At 62.3% G+C, this 23,356-nt stretch carries 22 protein-coding genes and 1 pseudogene; 11 read left to right on the plus strand and 12 right to left on the minus strand.

The features are described 5' to 3' along the window. Nucleotides 1–455: pseudogene (locus J2X53_RS21300) on the minus strand (IS481 family transposase); the annotation flags it as partial. 278 nt (nt 456–733) lie between these two features. Between J2X53_RS21300 and J2X53_RS21305 the strand changes: the two are divergent. Next, nucleotides 734–1,768 (plus strand): helix-turn-helix transcriptional regulator, encoded by a 1,035-nt coding sequence (locus J2X53_RS21305; RefSeq protein ID WP_349039507.1) that lies wholly within the window; start codon nt 734–736, stop codon nt 1,766–1,768. Nucleotides 1,769–1,947: 179 nt separating this feature from the next. Here J2X53_RS21305 and J2X53_RS21310 read toward each other — a convergent pair whose 3' ends face one another. Together J2X53_RS21310 and J2X53_RS21315 are read right to left on the minus strand one after the other, a co-directional pair. Further along, nucleotides 1,948–2,331, minus strand: a complete 384-nt coding sequence (locus tag J2X53_RS21310; protein WP_349039508.1) for a TSUP family transporter — start codon at nt 2,329–2,331, stop codon at nt 1,948–1,950. A 12-nt stretch (nt 2,332–2,343) separates the two neighbouring features. Further along, complete coding sequence (locus J2X53_RS21315) at nt 2,344–2,493, minus strand: hypothetical protein (protein WP_349039509.1); 150 nt, start codon at nt 2,491–2,493, stop codon at nt 2,344–2,346. 284 nt (nt 2,494–2,777) lie between these two features. Here J2X53_RS21315 and J2X53_RS21320 point away from each other — a divergent pair, with 284 nt between their 5' ends. From J2X53_RS21320 to J2X53_RS21355, 8 genes are all read left to right on the plus strand, one after another. Beyond that, complete coding sequence (locus J2X53_RS21320; protein WP_349039510.1) at nt 2,778–4,427, plus strand: TIGR04028 family ABC transporter substrate-binding protein; 1,650 nt, start codon at nt 2,778–2,780, stop codon at nt 4,425–4,427. Nucleotides 4,428–4,510: 83 nt separating this feature from the next. Next, nucleotides 4,511–5,455: an ABC transporter permease gene (locus J2X53_RS21325; RefSeq protein WP_349039511.1), complete on the plus strand. Its 945-nt coding sequence runs from the start codon at nt 4,511–4,513 to the stop codon at nt 5,453–5,455. Next, nucleotides 5,452–6,285: an ABC transporter permease gene (locus J2X53_RS21330; RefSeq protein WP_349039512.1), complete on the plus strand. Its 834-nt coding sequence runs from the start codon at nt 5,452–5,454 to the stop codon at nt 6,283–6,285. Before J2X53_RS21325 ends, J2X53_RS21330 begins: the two co-directional genes overlap by 4 nt. Next, on the plus strand, nt 6,282–7,943 hold the full coding sequence (locus J2X53_RS21335) for an ABC transporter ATP-binding protein (RefSeq protein WP_349039513.1): 1,662 nt from the start codon (nt 6,282–6,284) through the stop codon (nt 7,941–7,943). Before J2X53_RS21330 ends, J2X53_RS21335 begins: the two co-directional genes overlap by 4 nt. Further along, a complete protein-coding gene (locus tag J2X53_RS21340; RefSeq protein ID WP_349039514.1) occupies nt 7,940–8,974 on the plus strand; it encodes a putative FMN-dependent luciferase-like monooxygenase in 1,035 nt (344 codons plus the stop codon). Before J2X53_RS21335 ends, J2X53_RS21340 begins: the two co-directional genes overlap by 4 nt. Nucleotides 8,975–8,985: 11 nt before the next feature. Beyond that, on the plus strand, nt 8,986–9,615 hold the full coding sequence (locus J2X53_RS21345; RefSeq protein WP_349039515.1) for a CMD domain protein: 630 nt from the start codon (nt 8,986–8,988) through the stop codon (nt 9,613–9,615). A gap of 3 nt (nt 9,616–9,618) precedes the next feature. Then, nucleotides 9,619–10,230: an alkylhydroperoxidase domain protein gene (locus tag J2X53_RS21350; protein WP_349039516.1), complete on the plus strand. Its 612-nt coding sequence runs from the start codon at nt 9,619–9,621 to the stop codon at nt 10,228–10,230. A gap of 9 nt (nt 10,231–10,239) precedes the next feature. Further along, nucleotides 10,240–11,544: a PLP-dependent transferase gene (locus tag J2X53_RS21355; protein WP_349039517.1), complete on the plus strand. Its 1,305-nt coding sequence runs from the start codon at nt 10,240–10,242 to the stop codon at nt 11,542–11,544. A gap of 443 nt (nt 11,545–11,987) precedes the next feature. Here J2X53_RS21355 and J2X53_RS21360 read toward each other — a convergent pair whose 3' ends face one another. The 4 genes from J2X53_RS21360 to J2X53_RS21375 all read right to left on the minus strand — a co-directional run bounded on the left by J2X53_RS21360 (nt 11,988) and on the right by J2X53_RS21375 (nt 14,906). Then, nucleotides 11,988–12,122: a hypothetical protein gene (locus J2X53_RS21360; protein ID WP_349039518.1), complete on the minus strand. Its 135-nt coding sequence runs from the start codon at nt 12,120–12,122 to the stop codon at nt 11,988–11,990. A 192-nt stretch (nt 12,123–12,314) separates the two neighbouring features. Further along, nucleotides 12,315–12,968: a methionine ABC transporter permease gene (locus tag J2X53_RS21365; protein ID WP_349039519.1), complete on the minus strand. Its 654-nt coding sequence runs from the start codon at nt 12,966–12,968 to the stop codon at nt 12,315–12,317. Next, nucleotides 12,949–14,019 carry an ATP-binding cassette domain-containing protein gene (locus tag J2X53_RS21370; protein ID WP_349039520.1) on the minus strand — a complete coding sequence of 357 codons (1,071 nt, stop codon included), beginning with the start codon at nt 14,017–14,019 and terminating at the stop codon, nt 12,949–12,951. Before J2X53_RS21370 ends, J2X53_RS21365 begins: the two co-directional genes overlap by 20 nt. 71 nt (nt 14,020–14,090) lie before the next feature. Then, nucleotides 14,091–14,906, minus strand: a complete 816-nt coding sequence (locus J2X53_RS21375; protein WP_349039521.1) for a MetQ/NlpA family ABC transporter substrate-binding protein — start codon at nt 14,904–14,906, stop codon at nt 14,091–14,093. Between the two features lie 442 nt (nt 14,907–15,348). On the opposite strand from J2X53_RS21375, the gene J2X53_RS21380 reads away from it, so the two are divergent. Both J2X53_RS21380 and J2X53_RS21385 read left to right on the plus strand, forming a co-directional pair. Then, a complete protein-coding gene (locus J2X53_RS21380) occupies nt 15,349–16,266 on the plus strand; it encodes a sulfurtransferase (RefSeq protein WP_349039522.1) in 918 nt (305 codons plus the stop codon). A gap of 81 nt (nt 16,267–16,347) precedes the next feature. Then, complete coding sequence (locus J2X53_RS21385; protein ID WP_349039523.1) at nt 16,348–17,502, plus strand: YeeE/YedE family protein; 1,155 nt, start codon at nt 16,348–16,350, stop codon at nt 17,500–17,502. 12 nt (nt 17,503–17,514) lie between these two features. Here the strand turns inward: J2X53_RS21385 and J2X53_RS21390 are convergent, their stop codons facing one another. The 5 genes from J2X53_RS21390 to J2X53_RS21410 form a co-directional block, all read right to left on the minus strand. Then, nucleotides 17,515–18,741: an ABC transporter permease subunit gene (locus tag J2X53_RS21390; RefSeq protein WP_349039524.1), complete on the minus strand. Its 1,227-nt coding sequence runs from the start codon at nt 18,739–18,741 to the stop codon at nt 17,515–17,517. After that, a complete protein-coding gene (locus J2X53_RS21395) occupies nt 18,738–19,544 on the minus strand; it encodes an ABC transporter ATP-binding protein (protein ID WP_349039525.1) in 807 nt (268 codons plus the stop codon). Before J2X53_RS21395 ends, J2X53_RS21390 begins: the two co-directional genes overlap by 4 nt. A gap of 76 nt (nt 19,545–19,620) precedes the next feature. Beyond that, nucleotides 19,621–20,613, minus strand: a complete 993-nt coding sequence (locus J2X53_RS21400) for an ABC transporter substrate-binding protein (protein WP_349039528.1) — start codon at nt 20,611–20,613, stop codon at nt 19,621–19,623. 195 nt (nt 20,614–20,808) lie between these two features. Next, complete coding sequence (gene epsC / locus J2X53_RS21405; protein WP_349039526.1) at nt 20,809–21,744, minus strand: serine O-acetyltransferase EpsC; 936 nt, start codon at nt 21,742–21,744, stop codon at nt 20,809–20,811. A gap of 141 nt (nt 21,745–21,885) precedes the next feature. Then, nucleotides 21,886–23,286: an FAD/NAD(P)-binding protein gene (locus tag J2X53_RS21410; protein WP_349039527.1), complete on the minus strand. Its 1,401-nt coding sequence runs from the start codon at nt 23,284–23,286 to the stop codon at nt 21,886–21,888. Nucleotides 23,287–23,356: the final 70 nt, after the last annotated feature.

Consider the following 23,356-nt stretch of genomic DNA (forward strand, 5'->3'; position numbering starts at 1 on the left):
GGCAGTGGATGTGGAAGAAGCCGATCGGGTAGCGTTTGAACGTCGACCGCTTCGGCTTATCACCTTCGATATCAGGCAAGCGCGAGATGCCATGCCGCTGCAGGCAGCGGTGCAGCGCAGATCGCGTCAGGTGGGGGATGGACGGCTGCAGGGCGTAAAGGCAATCGTCCAATGGCAGCAGCGTATGGCGCCGGAATGCCACGACCATCGCCTCCTCCGCCTCGGTCACCACGGTGGATCGTGGCTCCGAAGGACCAGTCTTCATATCCTCGACCGTCGCGCGCTTGCGCCACTTCGCCACGGTCTTGGGATTGATGCCCAACTCCCGGCTCAGTTGCGCGAGCGTAGCTTGCGATCATTCGGGCCGACTCTCGGACCAATGGCGGGCTGGCCCTCATTATTACTGCTCTGACGGCGTGCGTGGTCGTGGCGCTGCCGTGACGAACTTGTCCCATAGGGCATCCTTCCATTCCAAAGAAAGGATCGCACCATTAAACCGTGGGATCAAACACCTAAGCAAGATGTAAGCGTAGGTTGCACCTGAAATCCTTCACGCGCCAGATTAAAAATGCAGCGTCAGTTCAGGAGTTTAATCGGCGAGAGTAACTTCGATCACGGCCAAGTCGTCGCCGCACACCATTCGAGCGGCGGCTTCCGGGCATGCGGCCATGCAGCATCCCGGACCGCCGCCTGGCAGGTAAGGGCCGCACTTCCGCCTTTCAACTGGCCGAAGATGTCAGTATTTCTTTGCAATCCTGATCTCAGAATAGCAAGAAATCCTGACATGTCTGCGTTGCCCTTGATTGCTCAAACTAGACGCTCACGAGGGATGACACAGGCTGATCTTGCTCAGATCATTCGGGTTAGTATTCCCACAGTCAGGGCTCTTGAGCGTGGCGAAGGAAGCTTGCGGTCGATGGGCCGCGCGATGCAGGTGCTTGGTCTTGGGTGGGGATGGGCTCGGCAAGGTGAAGACGCGGCTGCCCTGCTGGCGGCGCGGCGGCGCGAGATGAGCTTCAGTCAGGCGGCCTTGGCCAAACGGGCAGGGTGCTCTCGCCCGACAATCATAGCGCTTGAGAGAGATCTTTCGGGCAGCGTGTCGATCTTGCTTTCCGTCTTGGCGGCTCTCGGGGTGCGCCGGGTGCTTAGGGCGCTGGACATGCGGGGAAAGGGTGGCCTCATCCCTGCAACCAATGCGCCGATGCGGGATTTGGTCATGACGTTAGCGCCCTTGGCCGGCGCCATAATTTTCCACTACACTGATCGCTTTGACGGCAGCATACTTGACCCTGCCCGTGGACAGGGGGCCTTCATCGGTCAATTTCCGCGGCATCTGGATCGCCATTGGTGCGAGCTGACTGATGGTCGAGATTTCCTCAGATGGGCTGAGCCGGTCGACTGGATCATGACAAACCCGCCCTGGTCAAGGTTGCGGGACTTTACCCGTCACGCCATGACCCTCGCGCAGAACATCGTCTGGCTCGCACCGATCGTTAACTTGACAACGAAAGCTAAACTTCGCGATCTGGATGAGCATGGCTTTGGTGTTGCAGAACTCTTGTTTGATCGACACACCGAAGTTCTGGCCACAAAGCGGTCTTCAGCTTGCGGCGGCACATTTGAAGAAGGGGCATACGGGATCTTGGCAGGTTTCGCGACTGGGGTTGCTTGCCGAATAGCCGCCGAATGGGTTCTTGGGACTATTGACCACGGTTGCTGCTGTTCGGCGATCAGTCACCCTAAAGGCGGCGCTACCAGATCATCTTGAGGCCCAATCCAAACAACAACAGCGCGAGGGTGGCGCGTAGCCAGCGATCTGAAAGGTTCGGCTGCCCGCATAGGCCCCGATGAAACCGCCAGTAGAAGCCGCGATCAGCCAGACTGGCAGGGCGGCGGGGATCTGCCCCCATGCGGCATATGCCGCCGCCAGGGCCGCTGCGGCGTTCATCAGGGTGTAGACAGCAGTGGTTGCCCAGTCTGGTGCGCAGTGCCCCATCTCATGGCCAGAATGATCGGCGCCAGGAACACACCTCCGCCCGTGCCGGTCGTGCCTGATACGAACCCAATCACGGCTCCCGTCAGCAGGGCCGCAAGAAATGGGGGCGATGCCGTGACTTCAACCAACGCTGCGGATTTGCGCAGGGCAGAGCGTGCCATCTGAAGTGCCGACAGAATGAGCACGATACCGACAACCGGAAAATAGATCTGCCCGGGAAGCTGAACTGCGCCACCGAGCATGGAAAACGGAAAGCCGAGAATGGCAAATGGCCAGACAGCGCGCATCGACAGCCGTCCCGCGCGCAAAAACATGACGGTGCCGATCAGCGCCACAATCAGGCTGAGCTAGAGAGCCGTCGTTTTCATGACAAGCGGATCGAACCCCGCCAAACCCATGGCAGCGATGTAGCCGGAGGCACCTGCCTGACCGACGGCCGCATAGATCAGGGCGATGACCCAAAAGGCAAAAGCAAGATAGCCTGTTTTAGTGTCCATGACCTGCGGTCCCCGTCTCTGCCGAAGCAATCCTATGACGCAAAGGTCCGCTGGCGCCAATGGGGGCGCGATTCGAAGAAGGCGTGATGCGCCCGACCGCAGGGAAACAGAACAACTCTTCTGTCGGAGAACAGAGTGGTCGTCGGGCGAGAGGGCAGGAGAACAAACGCCTCTCCCAAGCCTGGAAAAAACACGGCCAAGATTGTCGCCTTTTAACTCGTGATGCGGCACCTTCTGCCCATCACGAACTGGACGCCCCGTTGGCGATGCAAAGGACCACCATCATGACCACCCGATCCACCATTGACCGGCGCAGCTTTCTGGCGCTTTCCGCTTTGCTCTTGTCTCCGGTCATGTCGGCCAAAGCCCTTGCGCAGGGGGAGCCAGTAAAGGGCGGCACGCTGATCTATCTCGAACAGCAGCCGCATACGGTTCTGTATCCACCCGTGGGTGGCTTTTATCCCAACTCGGGCGTGCTGAACCAGATCACGGATAAGCTGACGTTCCAAAACCCGGACACTCTGGAGATCGAGCCGTGGATTGCGGAAAGCTGGGAGGTGAACGCCGATAAGACCGAATACACCTTCAAGATCAGGCCGGGCGTTACGTTCTCGGATGGCACGCCGCTGGATGCGGCAGCGGTGGCGGCGAACTTTGACAGCTTTGGCCTTGGCAACAAGGAGCTGAATTTCAGACCTTCCGAGGTCGTCAACAATTATGACCGCAGCGAGGTCATCGACCCGCTGACCGTCAAATTCATCTTCAAGCAATCTTCGCCGGGGTTCCTGCAAGGCACTTCGGTTATCGGCTCCGGGCTGGTGTCTTTGTCCACTCTGGCGCGCAAGTTCGATGAGTTGGGCGACGCCACGCTCGTGGTCGGATCTGGCCCGTTTGTGGCGGTCAGCCAGACCACGGGTAGCGAACTGGTGCTGAAAGCGCGCGAAGACTACGCTTGGGGGCCGAAGAACTTCGCCCATCAGGGCCGTGCCCCGCTGGATGAAATCCGGTTTCTGATCGTGCCGGAAGACTCGGTGCGGATCGGGGCGCTGTTGTCGGGGCAGGCAGATGTGGTGCGCCAGATTCAGGCTTATGACGAGGCGCAGATCACGTCAGCTGGTTTCAAGCTGTTTGCGCCGCCGACGCGGGGCATCAACAATTCCGTCGTGTTCCGGCCAGACAATCCGTTGGTGGCTGATGTCAGGGTGCGCCGCGCCTTGCTGCATGCCACCGATACGGCCGAGATCGTCTCGACCCTGTTTTCGGACAATTACCCGCAGGCAAAATCGATCATCGCCTCCACCGCACAGGGCTTTGTTGATCTGTCGGACAAGCTGAAGTTCGATCCGGGTCTGGCCGCGCAATTGCTGGACGAAGCGGGCTGGGTGCTGAACGCCGATGGCAAGCGTGCCAGGGAAGGGCAGGTGCTGGAGGTGACAGCGTACGAGTCGCTGCCGCAACCGCAGAACCGCGCAACGCTGCAACTGATCAGCCAGCAATGGGCAAAGGTGGGTGTCACGTTCAATGTGCTGGCGGGGGACTCCGGATCGGCGACGGTAGACAACCTTGATCCCGCAAAAACCCCGGTGTCGCCGGCGATGGTCGGTCGGGCAGATCCGGATGTGATCAAGAGCCAGTATCACCCGGCCAACCGCAATGTGCTGCAACAACTGGGCGGTGTGTCGGACAAGGTGCAGTCATTCAGGGACGACACTTTGAACGATCTGCTGGAGGCGATTGCGGGCGAAGTTGATCCGGCCAAACGGCTGGATCTGGTGGCCGAGGTGCAGGCCTATGTCGTCGATCAGGCCTATGCGATCCCGATCTTCGAAGAGCCGCAGGTGTTTGCGACAGCGTCCTATGTCGAAGGCTTCAGCTTCGATGCCGTCGCGAGGCCCTCGTTCTACCGGGTGTGGAAGACGAACGCCAACGGCTGATCGCCCTCCCGGTTTCCAGGGCCCTGCCGGTTGAGTTCCCCTCGATCCCGGCAGGGCCACACATTTACGTCAGGACAACAGATATGACCCGCGCGCTTTTCAGCCGTATCGCACAAGGACTGGTGGTTCTCGGGATCGCCTTTACGCTGTCATTCGTGCTGGTGCAGCTGATGCCGGGCGATGCGGTGATGATCCGGTTTCTGAACCCCGATATGGGGATGACCCCGGAAGACATCGCCCGCATTCGTGCCTTTTACGGCTCGGATGCGCCGGTTCTGGTGCAATATGTGAACTCCGCCTTTGCAGTGTTGAAGGGCGATTTCGGCTATTCGGTGCAATCCGGTATGCCCGTGTTGACCGAGCTTGCCACCAACCTGCCGCCGACGCTTCGTCTGGCCGGGCTGGCGGTGCTGGCGGCGATTGTGCTGGCGTTGCTCATCGCTTTTGCCGCGACATTGGCTCCGTTCCTGTGGCTGCGGCGGCTGCTGTCCTCGCTGCCCGCCCTGATGATCTCGGTGCCGGTGTTCTGGGTCGGGATCATGCTGATCCAGATCGTCTCGTTCCGCCTGGGCTGGGTGCCGGTCATTAACCCCGGCCCGTGGCAAAAGCTCATCCTGCCGGTGCTGGCGATTTCGCTGCCGATTGCAGCCCCGCTGGCGCAGATCCTGCTGCGCAACATCGAAGCGGTCGAGGCGCGGCCCTTTGTGGCGGTGGCGCGTGCCAAGGGCGCGTCGCGGTTTCGGGTGATTGTTACCCATGTTCTGAAGAACGCGGCCCTGCCGACACTCGCCATTGCCGGGGTCTTGCTGGGCGAGTTGATTGCGGGTGCTGTGGTGACCGAGACGGTATTCGGGCTCAACGGCCTGGGCCGGTTGGCGGAAAGGTCTGTCCGCACACAGGACATTGCGGTGCTGCAGGCCATCGTTCTGATCTCGGCCTTTGCCTTTGTCATCATCAGCCTTGCGGTGGACCTCATCGCGCTGGCCATCGACCCCCGCCTGCGCCGCCGTGAAGGAGCCCTCGCATGAGCCTGTCGCATCATATGCCGCAGGGGCGGCGCTTTGCAGTGCCGCGCCCCGGTCTGGCCTTGGCACTGCTGGTTCTTGCCCTTGCGCTGCTTTGGGCACTGGTGCCCGGGCTCTTCGCGCCACATTCGCCGATTGCCGGGGTCGCCGCAGACAAGCTGCAGGCACCGGGCGCGGCCTATCTGATGGGAACCGACGAACTGGGGCGCGACACGCTATCCCGCCTGATCTGGGGCACCCGGCAGACACTTTTGGCGGCGGAGGTGGCGGTGACCGTTGGTCTGGTGCTCGGATCGCTGATCGGTCTGTTGGCCGGGTCCTTCGGCGGCTGGGTCGAGGCGGCGCTGATGCGGCTGGCCGATGTCTTGCTGGCGATCCCGTCGCTGCTGCTGTCGCTGTCGCTGATTGTCATTCTGGGTTTTGGCAACTTTCAGGTGGCACTCGCGGTCGGGGCCACATCGGTCGCAGGTTTTGCGCGACTCATCTGGTCGGAGGTGGTGACGGTGCGCCGCGCTGAATATGTCGAGGCTGCCTTTGGCAGTGGGGGCAGCTTTGCAGCCGTGCTGTGGCGTCATGTGCTGCCCAACGCGCTGACCTCGGTGCTGGCCTATGCGGCGGTGCAGTTTGGCTGGGCGATCCTGCAAATCTCGACGCTTGGGTTTCTGGGCTATGGCGCGCCGCCGCCCACCCCCGAGTGGGGCCTGATGATCGCCGAAGGGCGCAATTACATGACCACATCCTGGTGGCTGACGGTCGTGCCGGGGCTGGCCGTCGTGGCTGTGGTGCTGGCGGCCAACACGGTCGGTCGGACATTGACCGGAGGTGAGAAATGACGCGGCTGCATCCGATTGACACCAACTTTGCAGAACCGGCGACGCCCGCCCGGGTAGTTTTGCGGGTGGATGATCTGCATGTCTCCTATCCCGAAGCGGGAGGGCGCAGAACGGTTTTGCACGGCGTCTCACTCTCCCTGCGGGCGGGGGAAATTCTTGCGCTCGTGGGCGAAAGCGGATCGGGCAAGACCACCACGGCGCAGGCGGTGATCGGCCTGCTGGCCCCCGGCGCGCGGATTGATCAGGGCACGATCCAACTGGCGGGGCGCGATGTGACGCACCTGCCTGCCCGCCAGTTCAACCCGTTGCGTGGGGCGGTGATCAGTCTTGTGCCGCAAGATCCCGGCACATCGCTGAACCCGTTGCAGACCATCGGGCGGCAGGTGGCCGAGGTGCTGCGGCTGCATGGCACACCGCGCGTCTTGCTGCGGGGCAGGGTGCTGGAGCTGCTGGCGCACGTGGGATTGTCGGAGCCGGAGCGGCGCATTGAACAATACCCGCACGAGTTGTCGGGGGGGATGCGCCAGCGGGTGCTGATCGCGATTGCCATCGCGCTGAAACCTGCGGTGATCATCGCAGATGAGCCGACATCGGCGCTGGATGTGACGGTGCAGAAGCGCATCCTTGATCTGATTGACGATCTGCGCCGCGAACATGGCACCGCTGTGCTGATGGTCACCCATGATCTGGCGGTGGCTGCAGACCGGGCTGATCGGGTGGTGGTTCTGAAGGCGGGCCAGGTGCAGGAGGCGGGGCCGACGCGCGCCGTGCTGGCGGACCCCCATTCGGCCTATACCCGCCAGCTGTTGCGCGACGCCCCGGCGCTGGCAGCGGCCCCGCTCCGGCCACACCGGGTCGGTGGTCCGCCGGTGGTGGTCGTTGACGGCTTGGTGCAGGAGTTTCCGGCGGCGCGGGGTCAGACGGCGTTTCGCGCGGTTGATGGCCTGTCCTTTACCGTCGCGCAGGGCACGACCCATGGCATTGTCGGCGAAAGCGGGTCGGGCAAGACCACTGCGATGCGCTCCATTGTCGGCCTTGCCCGCCCGACGGCGGGGCAGATCACCGTTGCCGGGCATGAGGTGACGGCGCTGGCTGGCCGGGGTTTGCGTGAGCTGCGCGCCGATGTGCAGCTGGTTTATCAGAACCCCTTTGCCTCGCTTGATCCGCGCCAGACGGTCCAGCAGATCATCGAGGAACCTTTGCTGAACTTTGGCCCCGTGTCCCGTGCTGAGCGGAAAAGCCGGGTTGAGGAGATGCTGACCCGTGTGGCCCTGGCGGGTGACTTGCTGTCGCGCAAGCCATCTGCGCTGTCTGGTGGGCAGCGGCAGAGGGTGGCGATTGCGCGGGCGCTGGTGTTGCGGCCAAAGGTTGTCGTGCTGGACGAAGCCGTATCCGCGCTGGACGTAACCGTGCAGGCGCAGGTCCTGCGGCTGCTGGAAGAATTGCAGCGCGATCTGGGCCTGACCTATCTGTTCGTCTCGCATGACCTGTCGGTCATTCGTGCGATCGCCGACACGGTGTCGGTGCTGCATCGCGGACGGCAAGTCGAATACGGCCCGACCGAGCAGATCTTCAATCACCCGCAAGACGATTACACGCGTGCGCTGCTGGCCTCGATCCCCGGCCAGAAGCGCCATTTCGAAAGGACAGGATCGTGAGCACCAAAAAGAACATCGGCTTTTTCACACGCCTGCTGGACGCGGCCCCTGCGCCAGAGCGCTATCGGCTGGGTGTTGAACAGATCCTCCATGCCGAGGCGCTGGGCTTTGATTCGGCCTGGGTCGCGCAGCACCATTTCAACGAGGATGAAGGCGGGATGCCGTCGCCGTTTCCGTTTCTGGCGCATGTGGCGGCCAGAACGAGCCGGATAAGGCTGGGAACAGGTGTGGTCTGCCTGACGATGGAAGACCCGGTGCGCGTGGCCGAAGATGCGGTGGTGACCGATGTCTTGTCCGGCGGGCGGCTGGAGGTGGGATTTGGCTCGGGCGGCACGCCGACATCCTATGCGGCCTTTGGCGTGGCGTTTGACGAACGGCACGCGACCTATACCCGGAAGCTGGCCACCCTGCGCGATGCCTGGGCGGGGCACCAACTGCTGGGCAACAATCAGCTTTATCCGGCAGCGGGCGATCTGCGCCGTCGGAACTGGCAGGCTACGTTCTCGGTGCCGGGCGGCGAACATGCCGGGCGCGATGGCGACGGCTTGCTGCTGTCGCGCACCCAGCCCCGGCCCAAAGACCGCCCCGATGCCGTGCTGCACGATCTGCAACTGCCGATCGTGGAGGCCTATCTTGCCAACCTGCCCGCAGGTCATGCCCCCCGCATCCTTGCCAGCCGCTCGGTCTTTGTCGCTGACAGCCGGGCGGAGGCGCGGCGCTTTGCCGAGATCGGCCTGCGCGGCATTGCCGAAAAGTTCAAAGCGGCGGGCCACATCGTGCAGGGTGACACGCTGGATGATCTGATCCGTGCCTTTGACACCCATCTGGGGACACCAGAGGAGGTAGCGGAAAGCCTGACCGCCGACCGCACCCTTGCCCATGCCACGGATGTGGCGGTGCAGGTTCATTCGGTGGACCCGCCGCATGAATTCATCCTGCGTTCGATTGAATTGTTCGCAACCCGAGTTGCCCCGGCGCTGGGCTGGGTTGCCCCTGCCGCTCACCTCAAACCGGCGCTTCTCGCTTCGTAAAGGAAATCACCATGACCCATCACGACAAGACACTGATCGAACAGCTTGCCGGTGTGATCGAAGGATCCCCCATCGACCGCGCCTTTCGTGCCCGTGATGAGGCGCGGCGCAATGCGGAAGTAAGCTATCAGCTGCTGCTGCATCCGAAAAACCCCGATCCTGTCAGTCTGATCGAACGCAGGGCTGTCGCGCTGTTTGTGGCGGCTTTGCATGAAGAGCCGCAGACGCTGGGTTATTTCACCACGCTGTTGCGCGAAACCGAGGGCGTGGAAGAGGGGCTGGTGTCTCTGGTGCAGCGGGATGCAGAGCAATCCGCGCGGCCCGGCCCTTATGGCCGCTTCCCCGAAGGGCCGCTGTCGGTCGAGGATCTGGATGGGCCCGCCTATGAGGCCTCTGGCCCGTTGCGTAACGCGGCAGGGGTGAGGCTGACCGCCGCGCTCGAGCATGCGCATCTGCTGGTGCTGCACCCGCGCGATGCATCCCCCGTCCAGCTGGAGGCGCTTGTTCTGGCCGGATGGTCAACGGCGGGCATCGTGGTGCTGTCACAGTTGGTCGCGTTTCTGTCGTTCCAGATCAGGGTGGTGGCTGGCTTGCGCACCGCCGTGCTGACCCGGCAACCCCATGCCGAACTGGTGGGCTGAGTCATGAGTGACCATATCATCACTCACCCGTCGAATGAGGCACCTGTCGTCTTTACCGCTGATGACCTTGGCTGGCTGCCATGGCTGGAACCGCTGACCGAGGCCGACCTGACCGAGACCCATTGGGAAGGTCTGGTCGATCGGTCACGCTCGAAATCCGACTACTTCATGCTGCTGGCACATGACCCCGAGGTGCTGGGCGCCCGCACTCGGACCGACAAAGACATCTTTTACAACACCAAAGGTGGCCTGCCGCGCGCCGAGAGGGAGTTGGCTGCCGCAGCGGTGTCGCGCAAGAACGGCTGCATCTTCTGCGCCTCGGTCCACGCGCGCTTTGCCATCCATCACCTCAAGCGCGACCGTGAGGTAACGGCGCTGCTGGAAGAGGGCATCCCGTCGCCACTCACAGGGCGTCTTGGTGCTGTGGTGGAGGCCTCGGCGGCGCTGTCCAGCACGCCGCCGACATTCTCGCCCGAGACAGTGGCAAACCTCGTCGCCCAAAAGCTCGACGATCAGGAGGTGGTCGATCTTATCCTCGCGGCATCGTTCTTCAATTGGGCCAATCGCCTGATGCTGAGCCTTGGCGAGCCCACCCTTCCAACGTCAAAGACCTGAGAGAGACCAATGTCACACAATCCCGAAACCATCGCGCTGCACGCCGGCTTTCGCGCTGATCCTGCCACCGGCGCTGTTGCGGTTCCGATCTATCAGACCACCAGCTATCAGTTCCGCGACACTGACCACGCTTCGGCCTTGTTCGCGTTGCAGGAGCTGGGCAACATCTACACCCGGATCGGAAACCCGACGACCGATGTGCTGGAAAAGCGCGTGGCCGCTTTGGAAGGCGGCGTTGCGGCCTTGGCTGTGGCCTCCGGGCAGGCGGCGTCTGCCTTTGCCATTCAGAACCTGGCCAAGGCCGGCGACAATATCGTGTCTTCGACCGATCTCTATGGCGGCACATGGAACCTGTTTGCTAATACGCTGAAAGATCAGGGGATCGAGGTGCGGTTCGTTGATCCGGCGGATCCGGCGGCTTTTCTGCGCGCCAGCGACGGTCGCACCCGCGCCTGGTATGCCGAAACGCTGCCGAACCCCAAGCTGGAGGCTTTTCCCATCGCGGAAGTGGCGGCTTTGGGGCGGCCTTTGGGGATTCCGCTGATCGTGGACAATACCGCGGCGCCATTGCTGGCGCGTCCGTTTGATCATGGGGCCGCGATCGTCGTTTACTCCGGCACCAAATATCTGGGCGGGCATGGCACCTCTATCGGGGGGCTGATCGTGGATGGTGGCAATTTCGACTGGGCGGCCCACCCGCAACGACAGCCTGCGCTGAACACGCCCGACCGCAGCTATCACGGCGCGGTCTGGGTCGAGGCGACAAAACCGCTGGGTCCGGTGGCCTATATCATCAAGGCCCGCACCACATTGCTGCGCGATCTCGGGGCTGCGATTTCACCCTTCAACGCCTGGCAGATCCTGCAGGGTATTGAGACCTTGGCCTTGCGGATTGAACGCCACAGCCAGAACGCGGCCAAGGTTGCAGACTGGCTGGCAGCGCGCCCCGAAGTGGGGCGGGTGATTTACCCAGGCCTCCAGGCGGGGCCGGCGCGCAAGCGGGCGGACGCTTTGCTCAAGGGCGGTTACGGCGGGCTGGTCGGATTTGAGCTGAAAGCCGGGCTGGCGGCGGGGCGCAAGTTCATCGACGCGCTGGAACTGATCTATCATGTTGCCAACATCGGGGATTCGCGCTCACTGGCGATCCACCCTGCCAGCACAACGCACAGCCAGTTGTCTGCGGCCGAGCAGATCAGGGCAGGCGTTACACCCGGCTATGTCCGGCTGTCGATCGGGATTGAGCATATCGACGATATCCTCTCCGATCTGGAGCGTGGTCTGGCGGCGGCCGGCAAGCTGGCAGACGCGGCATGACAGCGGGCTGGCGGTTCACCCTGATCGGCGATCCGCTTTGTGCGGTGGCGGAACGCGCAAGCCTTGCGCTTTCCGCCCGCGGCACCGATTTTGACCGGCGCAAACCGCGCAGTCTGTCACCGGCATCAAGCGCGCGGCAACCTGCTGCTGCGCTGTTCATCCGTGATCCGCAGGGGCAAAGCCTGACCGTCACCGACAGTCTGATCATGCTGGATGTGATCGAAGACCTGCATCCTCTGCATCCCCTTTACCCGAAGGGTCCGCTGCAAAAGGCGCTGATGCGTGACACGATGCAAGTGGCAGTCCGTGCCTTAACCCGGCTTTCCCCAGTGCTTGAGGCGCGGGCGGGCAATGATCTGGACATTGCGGTGTTCTTTTTGCGGGAGGCTCTGAAACAGGTGTCCGATCGCGTTGCCATTACCGCTGATCCTCGTGTTGTGCCGTCACACCTGACCAATGAGGATATTGCGCTTGCACCGCTGCTCTGGCGGCTGGGTCTGCTGGATGCATCGTTCAACAGCTATCTGCTGAGCGGTCTCGATCTGCTTGCGGACCACCGCGAGCGCATCCTGTCGCATCCGCTTTGTGCTTCTCTGTATACGCGCCGTCGCGCGCAGGAGTGGATCGCTGAGGTGATTGGCATGGGCGGGGCCTGCTGGTTCCGCCAGACAAGGCTGCCGCTGCCAAGGCGACAGCGGACCGGCAGATTCTGGAGCTTGCGCCGACCCGCCTGCGGGTCGGCGCGTGACGTTGCTGTCAGCCTCTGTCTGTCAGCGGTGATTGAGCCGCCGCGCCAGCCAGTCACCCGCGCCCTGCATCCCCCAGACCAGCACAATCAGCACCACCACGACTGCAATCATCACGCCGGTTTCAAAGCGCTGATAACCGTAACGGATCGCCAGATCACCCAGACCTCCGGCTCCGACTGCGCCCGCCATGGCCGACGCGCCGACCAAAGTGACCAGCGTGACGGTAAAGCCCGAGATCACCCCAGGCAGCGATTCCGGGATCAGCACCTCGCGCACAATCGTCCAGCGGCTGGCCCCCATGGCGCGGGCGGCGTCGATCAGGCCACGGTCCACCTCGCGCAAAGACACCTCGGCGATGCGGGCGAAGTAGGGGGTGGCGGCAATGGTCAGCGGCACGATGGCGGCAGAGATGCCGATGGCTGTGCCCACAATCAGCCGTGTCAGAGGGATCACCGCCACCAGCAAGATGATGAACGGGACCGAGCGCAGTGCATTGACGATTCCACCCAGAATGCGGTTCACCGCCAGATGCTCATAGATGCCGCCCTTGTCAGTCGTGACTAGGATCAAGGCCAGCGGCAGACCCAGCACAAAGGACAAGGCGCCGGAAACACCTGTCATCACTATCGTTTCCCACAGACCCTTGAGCAGAAGATTAAACATGATCAGGGACATAACCCAGCACCTCTATGGCTGTCGCGATGGGGGACAGGTCGGCTGTGACCTGTGCGATGATGGTGGCATCCGCGGTGCCAAGGGCGATGAACAGCCGGGCATAGGGTTCGCCCTGCACATCGCCCACGCCACCGTGCAAAAGACGCGCCTCTTGTCCGGTAAGTCTTGAAATGCGTTGCAATACTGGCAGTCGGGCGGCACGCCCGGTCAGGTCGATCCGCAGGATCGCTTGATCGCCGGTCGGTGCCAGCAGCGCCACCAGATCGGCGGGCAGGCTGGGGGACAGACCGCTGACCAGACTTTTGGTGGTGTCGCTTTGCGGCGAGGCCAGCACGCGGGCGACCGGGCCTTCCTCAACGATGCGCCCGGCGTCCAGCACCAGAACCCGGCCCGCGATGCGGCGCACGACCTCCATCTCATGGGTGATCATCAGGATGGTCAGGCCAAGGTCGCGGTTCACCCGCGCCAGCAGATCAAGGATCGAATGCGTGGTTTCGGGGTCGAGGGCCGATGTCGCCTCATCTGACAGCAGCAGCAGCGGATCGGGGGCCAGAGCGCGGGCAATGCCCACGCGTTGCTTTTGCCCGCCCGACAGTTGCGCCGGATATTGGTCGGCCTTGTCGGCCAGACCCACGAGATCGAGCAGTTCCAGCACCCGTTTGCGCCGCAGGGCCGGGGGCTGGCCTGCGATTTTCAGGGGAAGGGCCACGTTTTCGGCCACGGTGCGCTGCGACAGCAGGTTGAAGTGCTGAAAGATCATCCCGATGCGGCGGCGGATGGGTTGCAGTGCGGCCTCGTCCAGATCGGTGATGTCCTGCCCCGCAATGACCACGCGACCCGCCTGCGGACGGTCCAGACCGTTGAGCACCCGGATCAGGGTTGACTTGCCTGCGCCCGACCGGCCGATCAGCCCGATGATCTCACCCCGTGCGATGGAGGCCGTGATGTCTTGCAGCGCAGGGCGGTCGCCGAACTGGCGGGAGACGCCGTGCAGGTCCACGACCGGGGCTGTCCCCGTGTCGAAAGCCGCGTTGATAGCTTTGTCAGCCATTCCGAAGTCCTTGAAATGCCGGAAACGGGGCAGCGATCTGCCCCGTTTCCGGTCGTGATAGGGGTGACAGATCAATAGGCGGGGATGCCGGTGCCTTTGTAGACCCTGTCGAACTCGGCCTTGACGGTCTCGTTCTGATAGGCGGCAACCAGGTCCGCGACCCATGGCTCATCCTTGCGGTCGGTTTTGACCGCGATGAAGTTGTTGTAGGGGTTATCCTCAACCGCTTCTTGCGCAATGCGGTCTGTGTCAGGCACCAACCCCGATTTCAGGGCCCAATCCGTGTTGACCACCGCTGCGTCCAGATCGGTGATGGCGCGGCCAACGACGCCGGCATCCAGCTCTTTGATGTCGAGGTTTTTCGGGTTCTCGGCAATGTCCGCCACAGTGGCCAGAATTCCGGCCCCGTCGCGCAAGGTGATCAGACCTTCGGCTTGCAACAGATTCAGCGCGCGCCCGGCATTGGACGGGTCATTCGGCACGCCGACGACAGCGCCATCGGGCAGATCGGCCACGGATTCGAATTTCTGCGAATACAGACCGATCGGCCAGACAGCGGTCAGACCGACGGGCGTGATCGTGTAGCCGTGACCTGCGATCTGGGCTTCCAGATAGGGGCCGTGCTGAAAGGCGTTGGCATCGATTTCGCCCTGCTGCAGAGCCTCATTGGGCTGGGTGTAGTCGTTGAAGACCAGGAGTTCGACGTCCAGCCCGCTGGCTTTGGCCTGTTCTGCAGCAACCGCCCAGACAGCTTCGTCTTCACCACCAATGATGCCGACCCTGATCTTGGTGGTGTCCGCAAAGGCGGCTGGACCAAAGGTGAACGACAGGGCAAGGGTGGACGCCGCCAGCAAAGAGCGTCGGGTAAGATTTTGTTTTGCAGACATAATATTCTCCATCGGTCGGCGCAGGGACTGGGAGAAGAACTGCGCCGGATGAGGAATATCTATCTTGTAAGTCGTCTATTTGCAATGCGACGGCGCAGACTGTCCGTTCCGTTCATTGCCAAAGAAAGAGAATAACTGACGCGCAAATGGGCAAAAGACGAAATCTGTTTCCCGGCATGTCGACGGGCTCTGCGTTTCATACTGGTCACCCTCCGAATCGCACCATTGCGCTCGATTCGGGGGGATCAATCTTGGCCAGAGAACAATTCACTCTCTTGCCCGCCTTCTGCGCGCCAGATTTTTTGTTGGCGGGGTCAAGATCGGCAAGGCTGTTTCCTTGTGAAAAGACGTCCTTCCATTATCCTGATAAAGTCAGTCGTGATTAAACCCGCGAACATGACGCCCCCACGACCCGCAACGCGGGCCTGTCATTGGAGACGCCATGAAACTTTCCTTTACAAAGATCGCAGCACCGCTGGCTGCCATTTTTCTTGCAACGACAGCCCTCGCTCAGGAAGGGCCGTTGGTCACCACCGAATGGCTGGAAGCAAATCTGCAAAATCCGGATGTCCGCCTGATCGAGGTCAGCGTGAATCCGGGTGTCTATGAGCGTGGCCACATTCCGGGGGCCACGAACTTTGTCTGGCACACCGATCTGGTTGATCCGGTTCAACGCGACATTGCCAGCCGCGAGGCGCTTGAGGGCAAGCTGCGGGCCGCCGGGGTGAATGACGACAGCACCATCATTCTGTATGGGGATACCAACAACTGGTTTGCGGCCTGGGGTGCCTGGGTTCTGGACGTTTACGGCGTTGAGAACGTCAAGCTTCTCGACGGCGGCCGCAGTCTGTGGGAGGCCGAGGGTCGCCCGCTGGCAACATCGCCTTTGGCGCTGGCCGCGGGCAGCGTGACCCTGAAAGAAGCAAACAGCGAACTGCGTGCCCGTTTGGGCGATGTGGTCGAGGCGTCGAACACCGGCGACCATGTGATCCTTGATATTCGCGGTCCCGATGAATTCTCGGGCAAGCTTTATGCGCCCGAAGGATCGAAAGAAACTGCCATCCGCGCGGGCCATGCGACCAATGCGGTCAACGTAGCCTGGGGACAGGCGGTGCAGGAGGATGGCCGGTTCAAATCTGCCGAAGAGCTGAAGGCGGTTTACGGTGCGGTCGGAATTGACGGGTCCAAGCCGGTGATCACCTATTGCCGCATCGGCGAGCGGTCCTCGCACACCTGGTTCGCGCTGACCAAGATCCTTGGCTATGACGTCAAGAACTATGACGGATCGTGGACGGAATACGGCAACGCGGTGGGGGTGCCGGTGACCAACCTCGCAGGCACCGTCTGGACGGGTCAGTAATCAATTCCGTGGTTGGCGACGACCATACCTCAGCGGCGCAGCCTCGGCTGCGCCGCCTTTTGCGATGAATGGACCCTGAAGATGACCTTGTCCCGCCTGTTCCCGGCTTTGCTTGCGCTGGCGATTTTCGCTGCCTTTGTCTTTTATCTGCCCGCCCGCGATGCTCTGGGCCGCCCTTTGCCGCTCTCAATGCTGCTGGGGGGCGTGTTTGGCATCGTGCTTCAGCGCTCACGGTTCTGCTTTTGGTGCATCAGTGCGGATTGGTTCCGAAACCGGGACCCGAGGGGATTTCTGGGCATTCTGGCGGCTTTGGCGGTAGGCAGCATTGGCTACACGCTGATCCTGGGGGCTTGGCTGCCCGATCCGTTCTCGGGGCGCTTGCCGCCCGATGCGCATGTCGGCCCGGTGTCAGTCGCGCTGGTGCTGGGGGCGTTTGCGTTTGGATTGGGGATGGCGCTCAGCGGATCGTGCATTTCGGCGCATATCTACAGGCTGGGTGAGGGGGCGTTCGGGTCGATCGTGGCACTGATCGGAGCGCTGGCCGGGTTCATGGTGGGGTTCTTGTCCTGGAACAGCCTGTATCTGTGGCAAGGCTATGCCGCGCGCCCGCTGTGGCTGCCGGGATGGCTGGGCCATGGCGGTGCCTTGGCGGTTCAGCTTGCAGTTCTGGCAGGGTTGGCGGGTTATCTGATATGGCGCTATGTGCCGCGCTCCCCCGAGACTGTGTTGCCATTCACCGCGATTTTTCAACGTCGCTGGCCTGCATGGGTGGGCGGTCTGCTCGTCGGGTTCATCGCCACGCTGGCCTATGTGCGGGTGGGGCCATTGGGGGTTACAGCCGAGCTTGGTTCTGTCGCGCGGACTGCAGCCTCGGGGGCGGGGCTGCTGCCGGAAACCTTGTATGGTCTGGATGGATTGGCGGGGTGTGCCACAGTGATCAAGGAGACGGTGCCGTCGCGCAATGGCGTGTTCGTGCTGGGTATCCTGTTCGGATCGTTTGCCTCTGCCCGCGTTGCAGGGGATTGGCAGCCCGCCTTGCCAAAGCCCACCGAGCTGCCGCGTCTGTTCCTTGGCGGTGTGCTGCTGGGTTGGGGAGCAATGGTGGCCTTGGGCTGCACGGTGGGGGTGATCCTGTCGGGGATCATGGTGGGTGCCGTCTCGGGCTGGGTGTTCACCGCCTTTTGCCTGCTGGGCGCGTGGATCGGCTGGCACCTGCGGCAACGAATGACCTGGTGACGGAGCGGGCCGTCAGCCCCGGCCACGCCATGGCACCAGTTTCTGTTCCGCCAGCCGCATCAGGATGTCGATGGTATAGCCGATGATTCCGATAAGGATGATGCCCATGACCACGATATCGGTCAGCTGAAATTTGGACGCCACAAGGATCATCATCCCCGCTCCCTTTTCTGCCGCGACGAGTTCAGCTGCCACCACAGTGCCCCAGCACACCCCCAGGGCAACCCTCAGCCCGGTAAAGATGTCAGGCAATGAGTTCGGGATGAGGACGTGCCACAGCACCTGTGCCTTGGACGCGCCAAGGCTATAGGCGGCATGGATCTTTGACAGCCGCACGCCCGACACGCCGTTGCGGGCCGAGATCACCATGATCCACAGCGCGGCCAGAAACAGCAGCACGATCTTGCCCGATTCCCAGATGCCAAACCAGATGATGACCAATGGGATCAGGGCGAGCGGTGGCACTGGGCGCATGAATTCGACAATCGGGTCAAACCAACCCCGGAACCAGCCTGACAGGCCCATGGCATAGCCGAGCGGAATGCCGACAATCGCCCCCAGCACCAGACCTGCCAGAACCCGCCAGAGCGAAAAGCCGAGATGCTCCCATAGCGAATGGTTCTGATAGCCGTTGGTGGCGATCTCGAACAGGCGGGCCACCACCGCTTCGGGCGGGGGAAGCCAGATCGGCTCCATCTGCCAGCCCGGATCGGGGGTAAAGTTGATCGACCCTCGTGCGGTCAGAAATGCCGTGCCGTTGTTCACTTTCATTGTCTCGTTCTGGGCGATCGTCTGACCGTTGATTTCGGTGATAATCGCGCCCGGCCCATCATTTTCGGCCGGGCGGATCAGCGCGCTGCGCCAGGCGGGCACAACGGCCACATCATCCACCGCGATGCCAGCGGCGCCTGTGGCGTCGGGGGGAAGGGCCGTTTCACCGGGGCGGTGCACCCGGACAGTGACGGTTGCCTCCCCACGCTCCCCCGCCTCATTCATGACGGTGTAGGAGAAGGAGGTATCACCGACAAAGGGGCCAGGCACATGAACCGGCACCAGCTTTGAGCCGGTAAAGGCCCCCCAGATCAGAAAGATCGTCAGGATCGACAGGATGGATGCTGCGCGGCTGGGGCGGATGGCCGTCGCATCCCCAAACACCGGGCGCGGCGCTTTGCCCGTGACCAGCCGCGCGAGGAGCAGGCCCACCACAAACAGCGCCGCATATGACAAAAGAACGGTCATGCCGGCACCTCAGACTGGCCCATGATTTCCTCTTCCATGCCCCAGATCAGCGACAGGATCTCCTCGCGGTGCGCGATGAAGTCTGGCTTTTGCTTGATGGTGCGCAGATCGGCATCGACACCTGTGGCGGCATAGGGCAGGTGGTATTCGCGCAGGATGCGCCCCGGTCTTGGAGCCATGACGATCAGGCGCTGGCCCAGAAGCAGCGCCTCTTCGACCGAATGGGTCATCAGGATCACGGTCTTGCCTGTGGTCTTCCAGAGCTTCAGGATCAGCCCCTGCATCTTTTCGCGGGTCAGCGCATCCAGCGCGCCAAGGGGTTCGTCCATCAAGATGACGTCTGGATCACCTGCCAGACAGCGGGCCAAAGCCACACGCTGCTGCATCCCGCCCGACAAGGTATAGACGGGCTTTTCGGCAAAGCCGGAAAGGCCGGTCTGAGCCAACAGCCGATCGGTGAGCGCATCGCGGGTGGTGCGGTCCGTGCCGCGCATCCGGGGGCCAAAATCCACGTTGCGGCGCACGCTCATCCATTCAAACAGGGCACCCTGCTGAAACACCATTCCCCGATCTGGCCCCGGCCCCCGAATGGCCCGGTCCCCCAAGGTCACCGTGCCGGAGGTGACCTGCGAGAACCCGGCCAGGATATTGAGCAAGGTGGTCTTGCCGCAGCCGGACGGGCCGAGGATTGATACCAACTCCCCCTTTTTGATGATCAGGTTGATGTCGGTCAGCGCATGGGTTGCCGTCTGGCCCTTGGTTGCAAAAACCATCGACACGCCATGAAGCGCGAGAGTTGTCATTTTGCGTGTCCTTGAAACACAGGGAAAGCGGCGCGGGGCAGGTGCCCCACGCCGCGCATTTCTGCCGGAGTGATGTTCAGAGTTCTGAAGCGGCCTGCAGAAAAGAGGCGTCCACCACACCGTCATAACTGTCGAGTGCTGCCGGAATATTCCCCGAGGCCACAAAGAAATCGGCCACTGATTTCAGATAGGCCTGAAGCCCGCCGGCCAGCCAAGTGTCAGACAGTTTTTCCTCGACCGTCGGCAAGGTGAACCCGGCCAGCTGATCCTTGGTGACCGTCTCATCCAGACCGGAGTCTTTTGCCAGCACAGGGATGAAGGGCGCAGGGTCGGCGGCGTAGGCGGCATTCTGGTCGTTCACCACCTTGAGGAATTTCGTGACCAGATCTGTGTTTTCATCAGCAAAGCTGCCGGGGGTAGAGATCACGTCAAAGATCCGGATGCCAAGGTCTTCCTTTTCCGCGCCGGTCAGCAGAACATTGCCAAACTCTTTTGCACGCGCCAGCGAGCCGCCCCAACCGCAGAACATGTCAATATTGCCTTGGGCAATAGCCGCTGCCCCGTCTGGCGGGGCAAGGTCCACGATCTGCAGGTCAGAGGCGGCAATTTCGAAATGTTCGAGCTGTTTGAGAAAGCCGTAATGCGCCGCCGTTCCGAGCGGCACGCCTACCTTTTTGCCTTTCAGATCCTGAGCATTGTCCTTGGTGATTTCAAGATCCGCACGGACAACGCAGTTGTCATTTTCGGAATAGGACACAGCAATATCAACCGCCTTCAGATTCTGCCCGGCCGATGTTGCGGTCACAAAGGGCGGCACGCCCTGACTGATCAGAAAATGCACATCGCCTGCCGCCGCCGCCGCAGACATGGCAACCCCGGTGTCAAAGCTGCGCCAGTTCACCTTGACGCCCAGTTCTTTTTCAAAGGTGCCATCGACCTTTGCGGCCTCAAACGGCAGCGGCCATTCAAGAAAATAGGCGACGGTGATTTCATCCAGCGCATGCGCTGCGGTCGTTCCGAACAGAAGCGACAGAGCGGCGAGCGGGGCAGCAAAAGACCTATGGCGGATCACAGAATGTCTCCCTGATGTGATGGTATGGGTTCAGCTTTTATCGATTCAGCTGGTCGTGTTTTTATAGAATGCCATGCCAGTCACACCCATTCCAAAGACCTGCCGGAATCGAAAGGGGGGCGCTGTTTGTGCGGTAAAAAAGAGAAGAAAGGTCTGGTTTTTTGCGGGAAAGCGGCTGCCTCAACCCTGAGGTTAGTCGCTGATCCCAAAAGAGCTTTTCGCTTGGGTCACAACCGAGTTGGGCGGCACGGATTTTGTCAGCCAGACCCCACCACCGATGATGCTGCCCTGTCCGATCGTGACCCGACCCAGAATGGTTGCCCCGGCATAAATCACGACATTGTCTTCGATGGTCGGGTGCCTTGGCAGGCCTTTGACCAGAGAGCCGTCTTCCGCGACATCGAAACTTTTCGCGCCGAGCGTAACCTGCTGATACAGTCTGACATTGCGGCCGATCACGGCGGTTTCGCCGATCACAACCCCGGTGCCATGATCGACAAAGAACGCAGGCCCAAGTTTTGCGCCGGGATGAATGTCGATGGCGGTTGTGGAGTGCGCGATTTCGGCCATGATCCGCGCCAGCAGCGGCGCGCCAAGGGTAAACATCTGATGCGCCAGCCGGTGGCGCAAGACGGCATCCCGTCCCGGAAAACAGAACACGATCTCATCAAGGCTTTTTGCCGAAGGGTCGCCCGCATAGGCGGCAGCGATGTCGGTGTCATGCAGATCCCTGATCCGGACAAGAGACAGGATGAAGGCTTCGGCCATTCCGACGGCGGTCGTGCTGAGCGTCTCGGGCGATGATTTCGGGTCAAGCGACAGTTCAAGCCCGATCTGACGGGTCAGCCCATCGAGAACGGCGCGCAACGCGGCTTCGACGAAAGCATCGGTTTCCTTTGCGTGCAGGCCAGGCGGGCCAAAATGCCGGGGGTAGAGGGCTGCAATGGTCTGGTTTGCCAGGTCTGACACTGCACTCTTGGAGGGCAGGATCGGGGTCGCCCGGCCGGGGTAGCGGCGCTGTTGCGATACGGTCCGGATCAGGCGCAGCTCGCCGCACACGGTGCTGATCAAGGCGCTTGCGGTTGGGCTCGCGGGCTCTGGCCCGCGCAGCGTTGCTTGTCGTGCCATTCTCGTCCTGACCAAAATTCATGTGCATTCTGTATCAGGTCACCTATCGCGCGGCTGAGGTTTCGCCAAGAAAACGAACTTCCAAACATGCGTAGGCCAAGAGACTATTCTTCTCTTTGTCTGGCGCGGTTCGCGTGACGGCTACGGCCCCGCGCACACCAGATCGCGGGCGAGTTTTGCGGCTTGTTCGCGGATGTCTGGGATTGCGGTGATTTCCCAGAAGGCGGCGCGGGTGACGGGGCCGATGGCGTGGATGCGCGCGGATGGCACGCCGGCATGGTTGATCACCTGGCAATCCGCGCTGACGTCCAGACTGAGGCGCAGCGGGTCGACCCGGGCCTGCCCGGTCTGCAACAGATCGGCAAACAGGGGGGCTGCGTTGCTTTCGGGGTCATTGCGGATGCCGCGGCAGTCGATGACACGTGCGGCGTCGATGGTGATCTCGTCCTGCGATCCCCGTGGTCTGAGGGTGACGCGCCGGGTTTCTGCATCCAGGCGGGCGGCACCGAGGAAACCGGCACGCAGCAGCACCAGCTGGCCCAATGATACCGCCAGCCGGATCTCGACATTCGAGGTGTTGGGCATGCGGTGGCGGTGCACCTCCCACCAGGTTGCGGCGTGGCGCAGAAACCGGGCGCGCTCCGGCCCGGGCAGGGCGCGCCAGATGGTGCGGACCTGCGGGCGGATCCCATCTATGGCATCGCGCCAGGTGCCGCCGTTTTGCACGGCCTGTCTGGCAAGACCCCGCACCCAGCGGAACAGCACGCTCATCGGCGCACCGAGGGGAATGTCCTCCGGGTTCGGCCTGAGCGGGGTGGTGGCCGCATGCGAGCGCGGCAGCTGACCCCGGCGCGAGACCGACAGGATCTCGCCGCGATGGCCAGAGCGCAGCAGCGACAGCACCTGATCCACCATCGACAGGCCGGAGCCAATGATCACGACGCGTGCATCGGGCGGGATGCCCTCCTGCGGCTCCCATGGGTTGGACAGGGCACCGTCGGGGCTGGGGTTGGCCTGCACATGGCCGGTGGCCAGCACAAGACGGTCACCGGGCAGGGCCTGACCATCCTCCAGATGGGCCAGCACACCATTTGCTGTCTCCTCCACCCGCACCACGGTTCCCGTCACCACGCGCAGGCGGCCATCGCCGTCCGGCGCGCGCCATGGGTCCAACAGCCCGGCCAGATAGGTGCCATAGGTGGCGCGGCTGACAAAGCATTGTTCGGTGACCTTAGCCTCGTCCGGGTGGGCAAGAAGCCAGTCGTGGAAGTGGTGCGGATCGTCCGGAAACGCGCTCATGTTGTGAACGCGGGTGTTGAGCAGGTGGTCGGGATCGGTGGTGGCATAGGCAATGCCTTGGCCGAGCGTGGCGTTGCCTTCGATCAGGGTGACGCGGAGCGGCTGCCCGGGTTGCGACAGCAGGTGAGTCGCCATCAGCACACCACTGGCCCCGCCGCCGACGACCAGGATGTGGCGGACGGGGCGACCGGGGCCGGGCAGGGGGATTGAGTCCGCCACCGCGCCGCCGCTCTGGTCAGTCATGGCAGGGAGACGGCGCAGAGGGTGGCCATGATGCCGATGGCGCTGAGCATGATCAGCGCCAGCCCCCAGG

The organism is Pseudotabrizicola sp. 4114, from assembly GCF_031457365.1.
GTDB lineage: Bacteria > Pseudomonadota > Alphaproteobacteria > Rhodobacterales > Rhodobacteraceae > Pseudotabrizicola.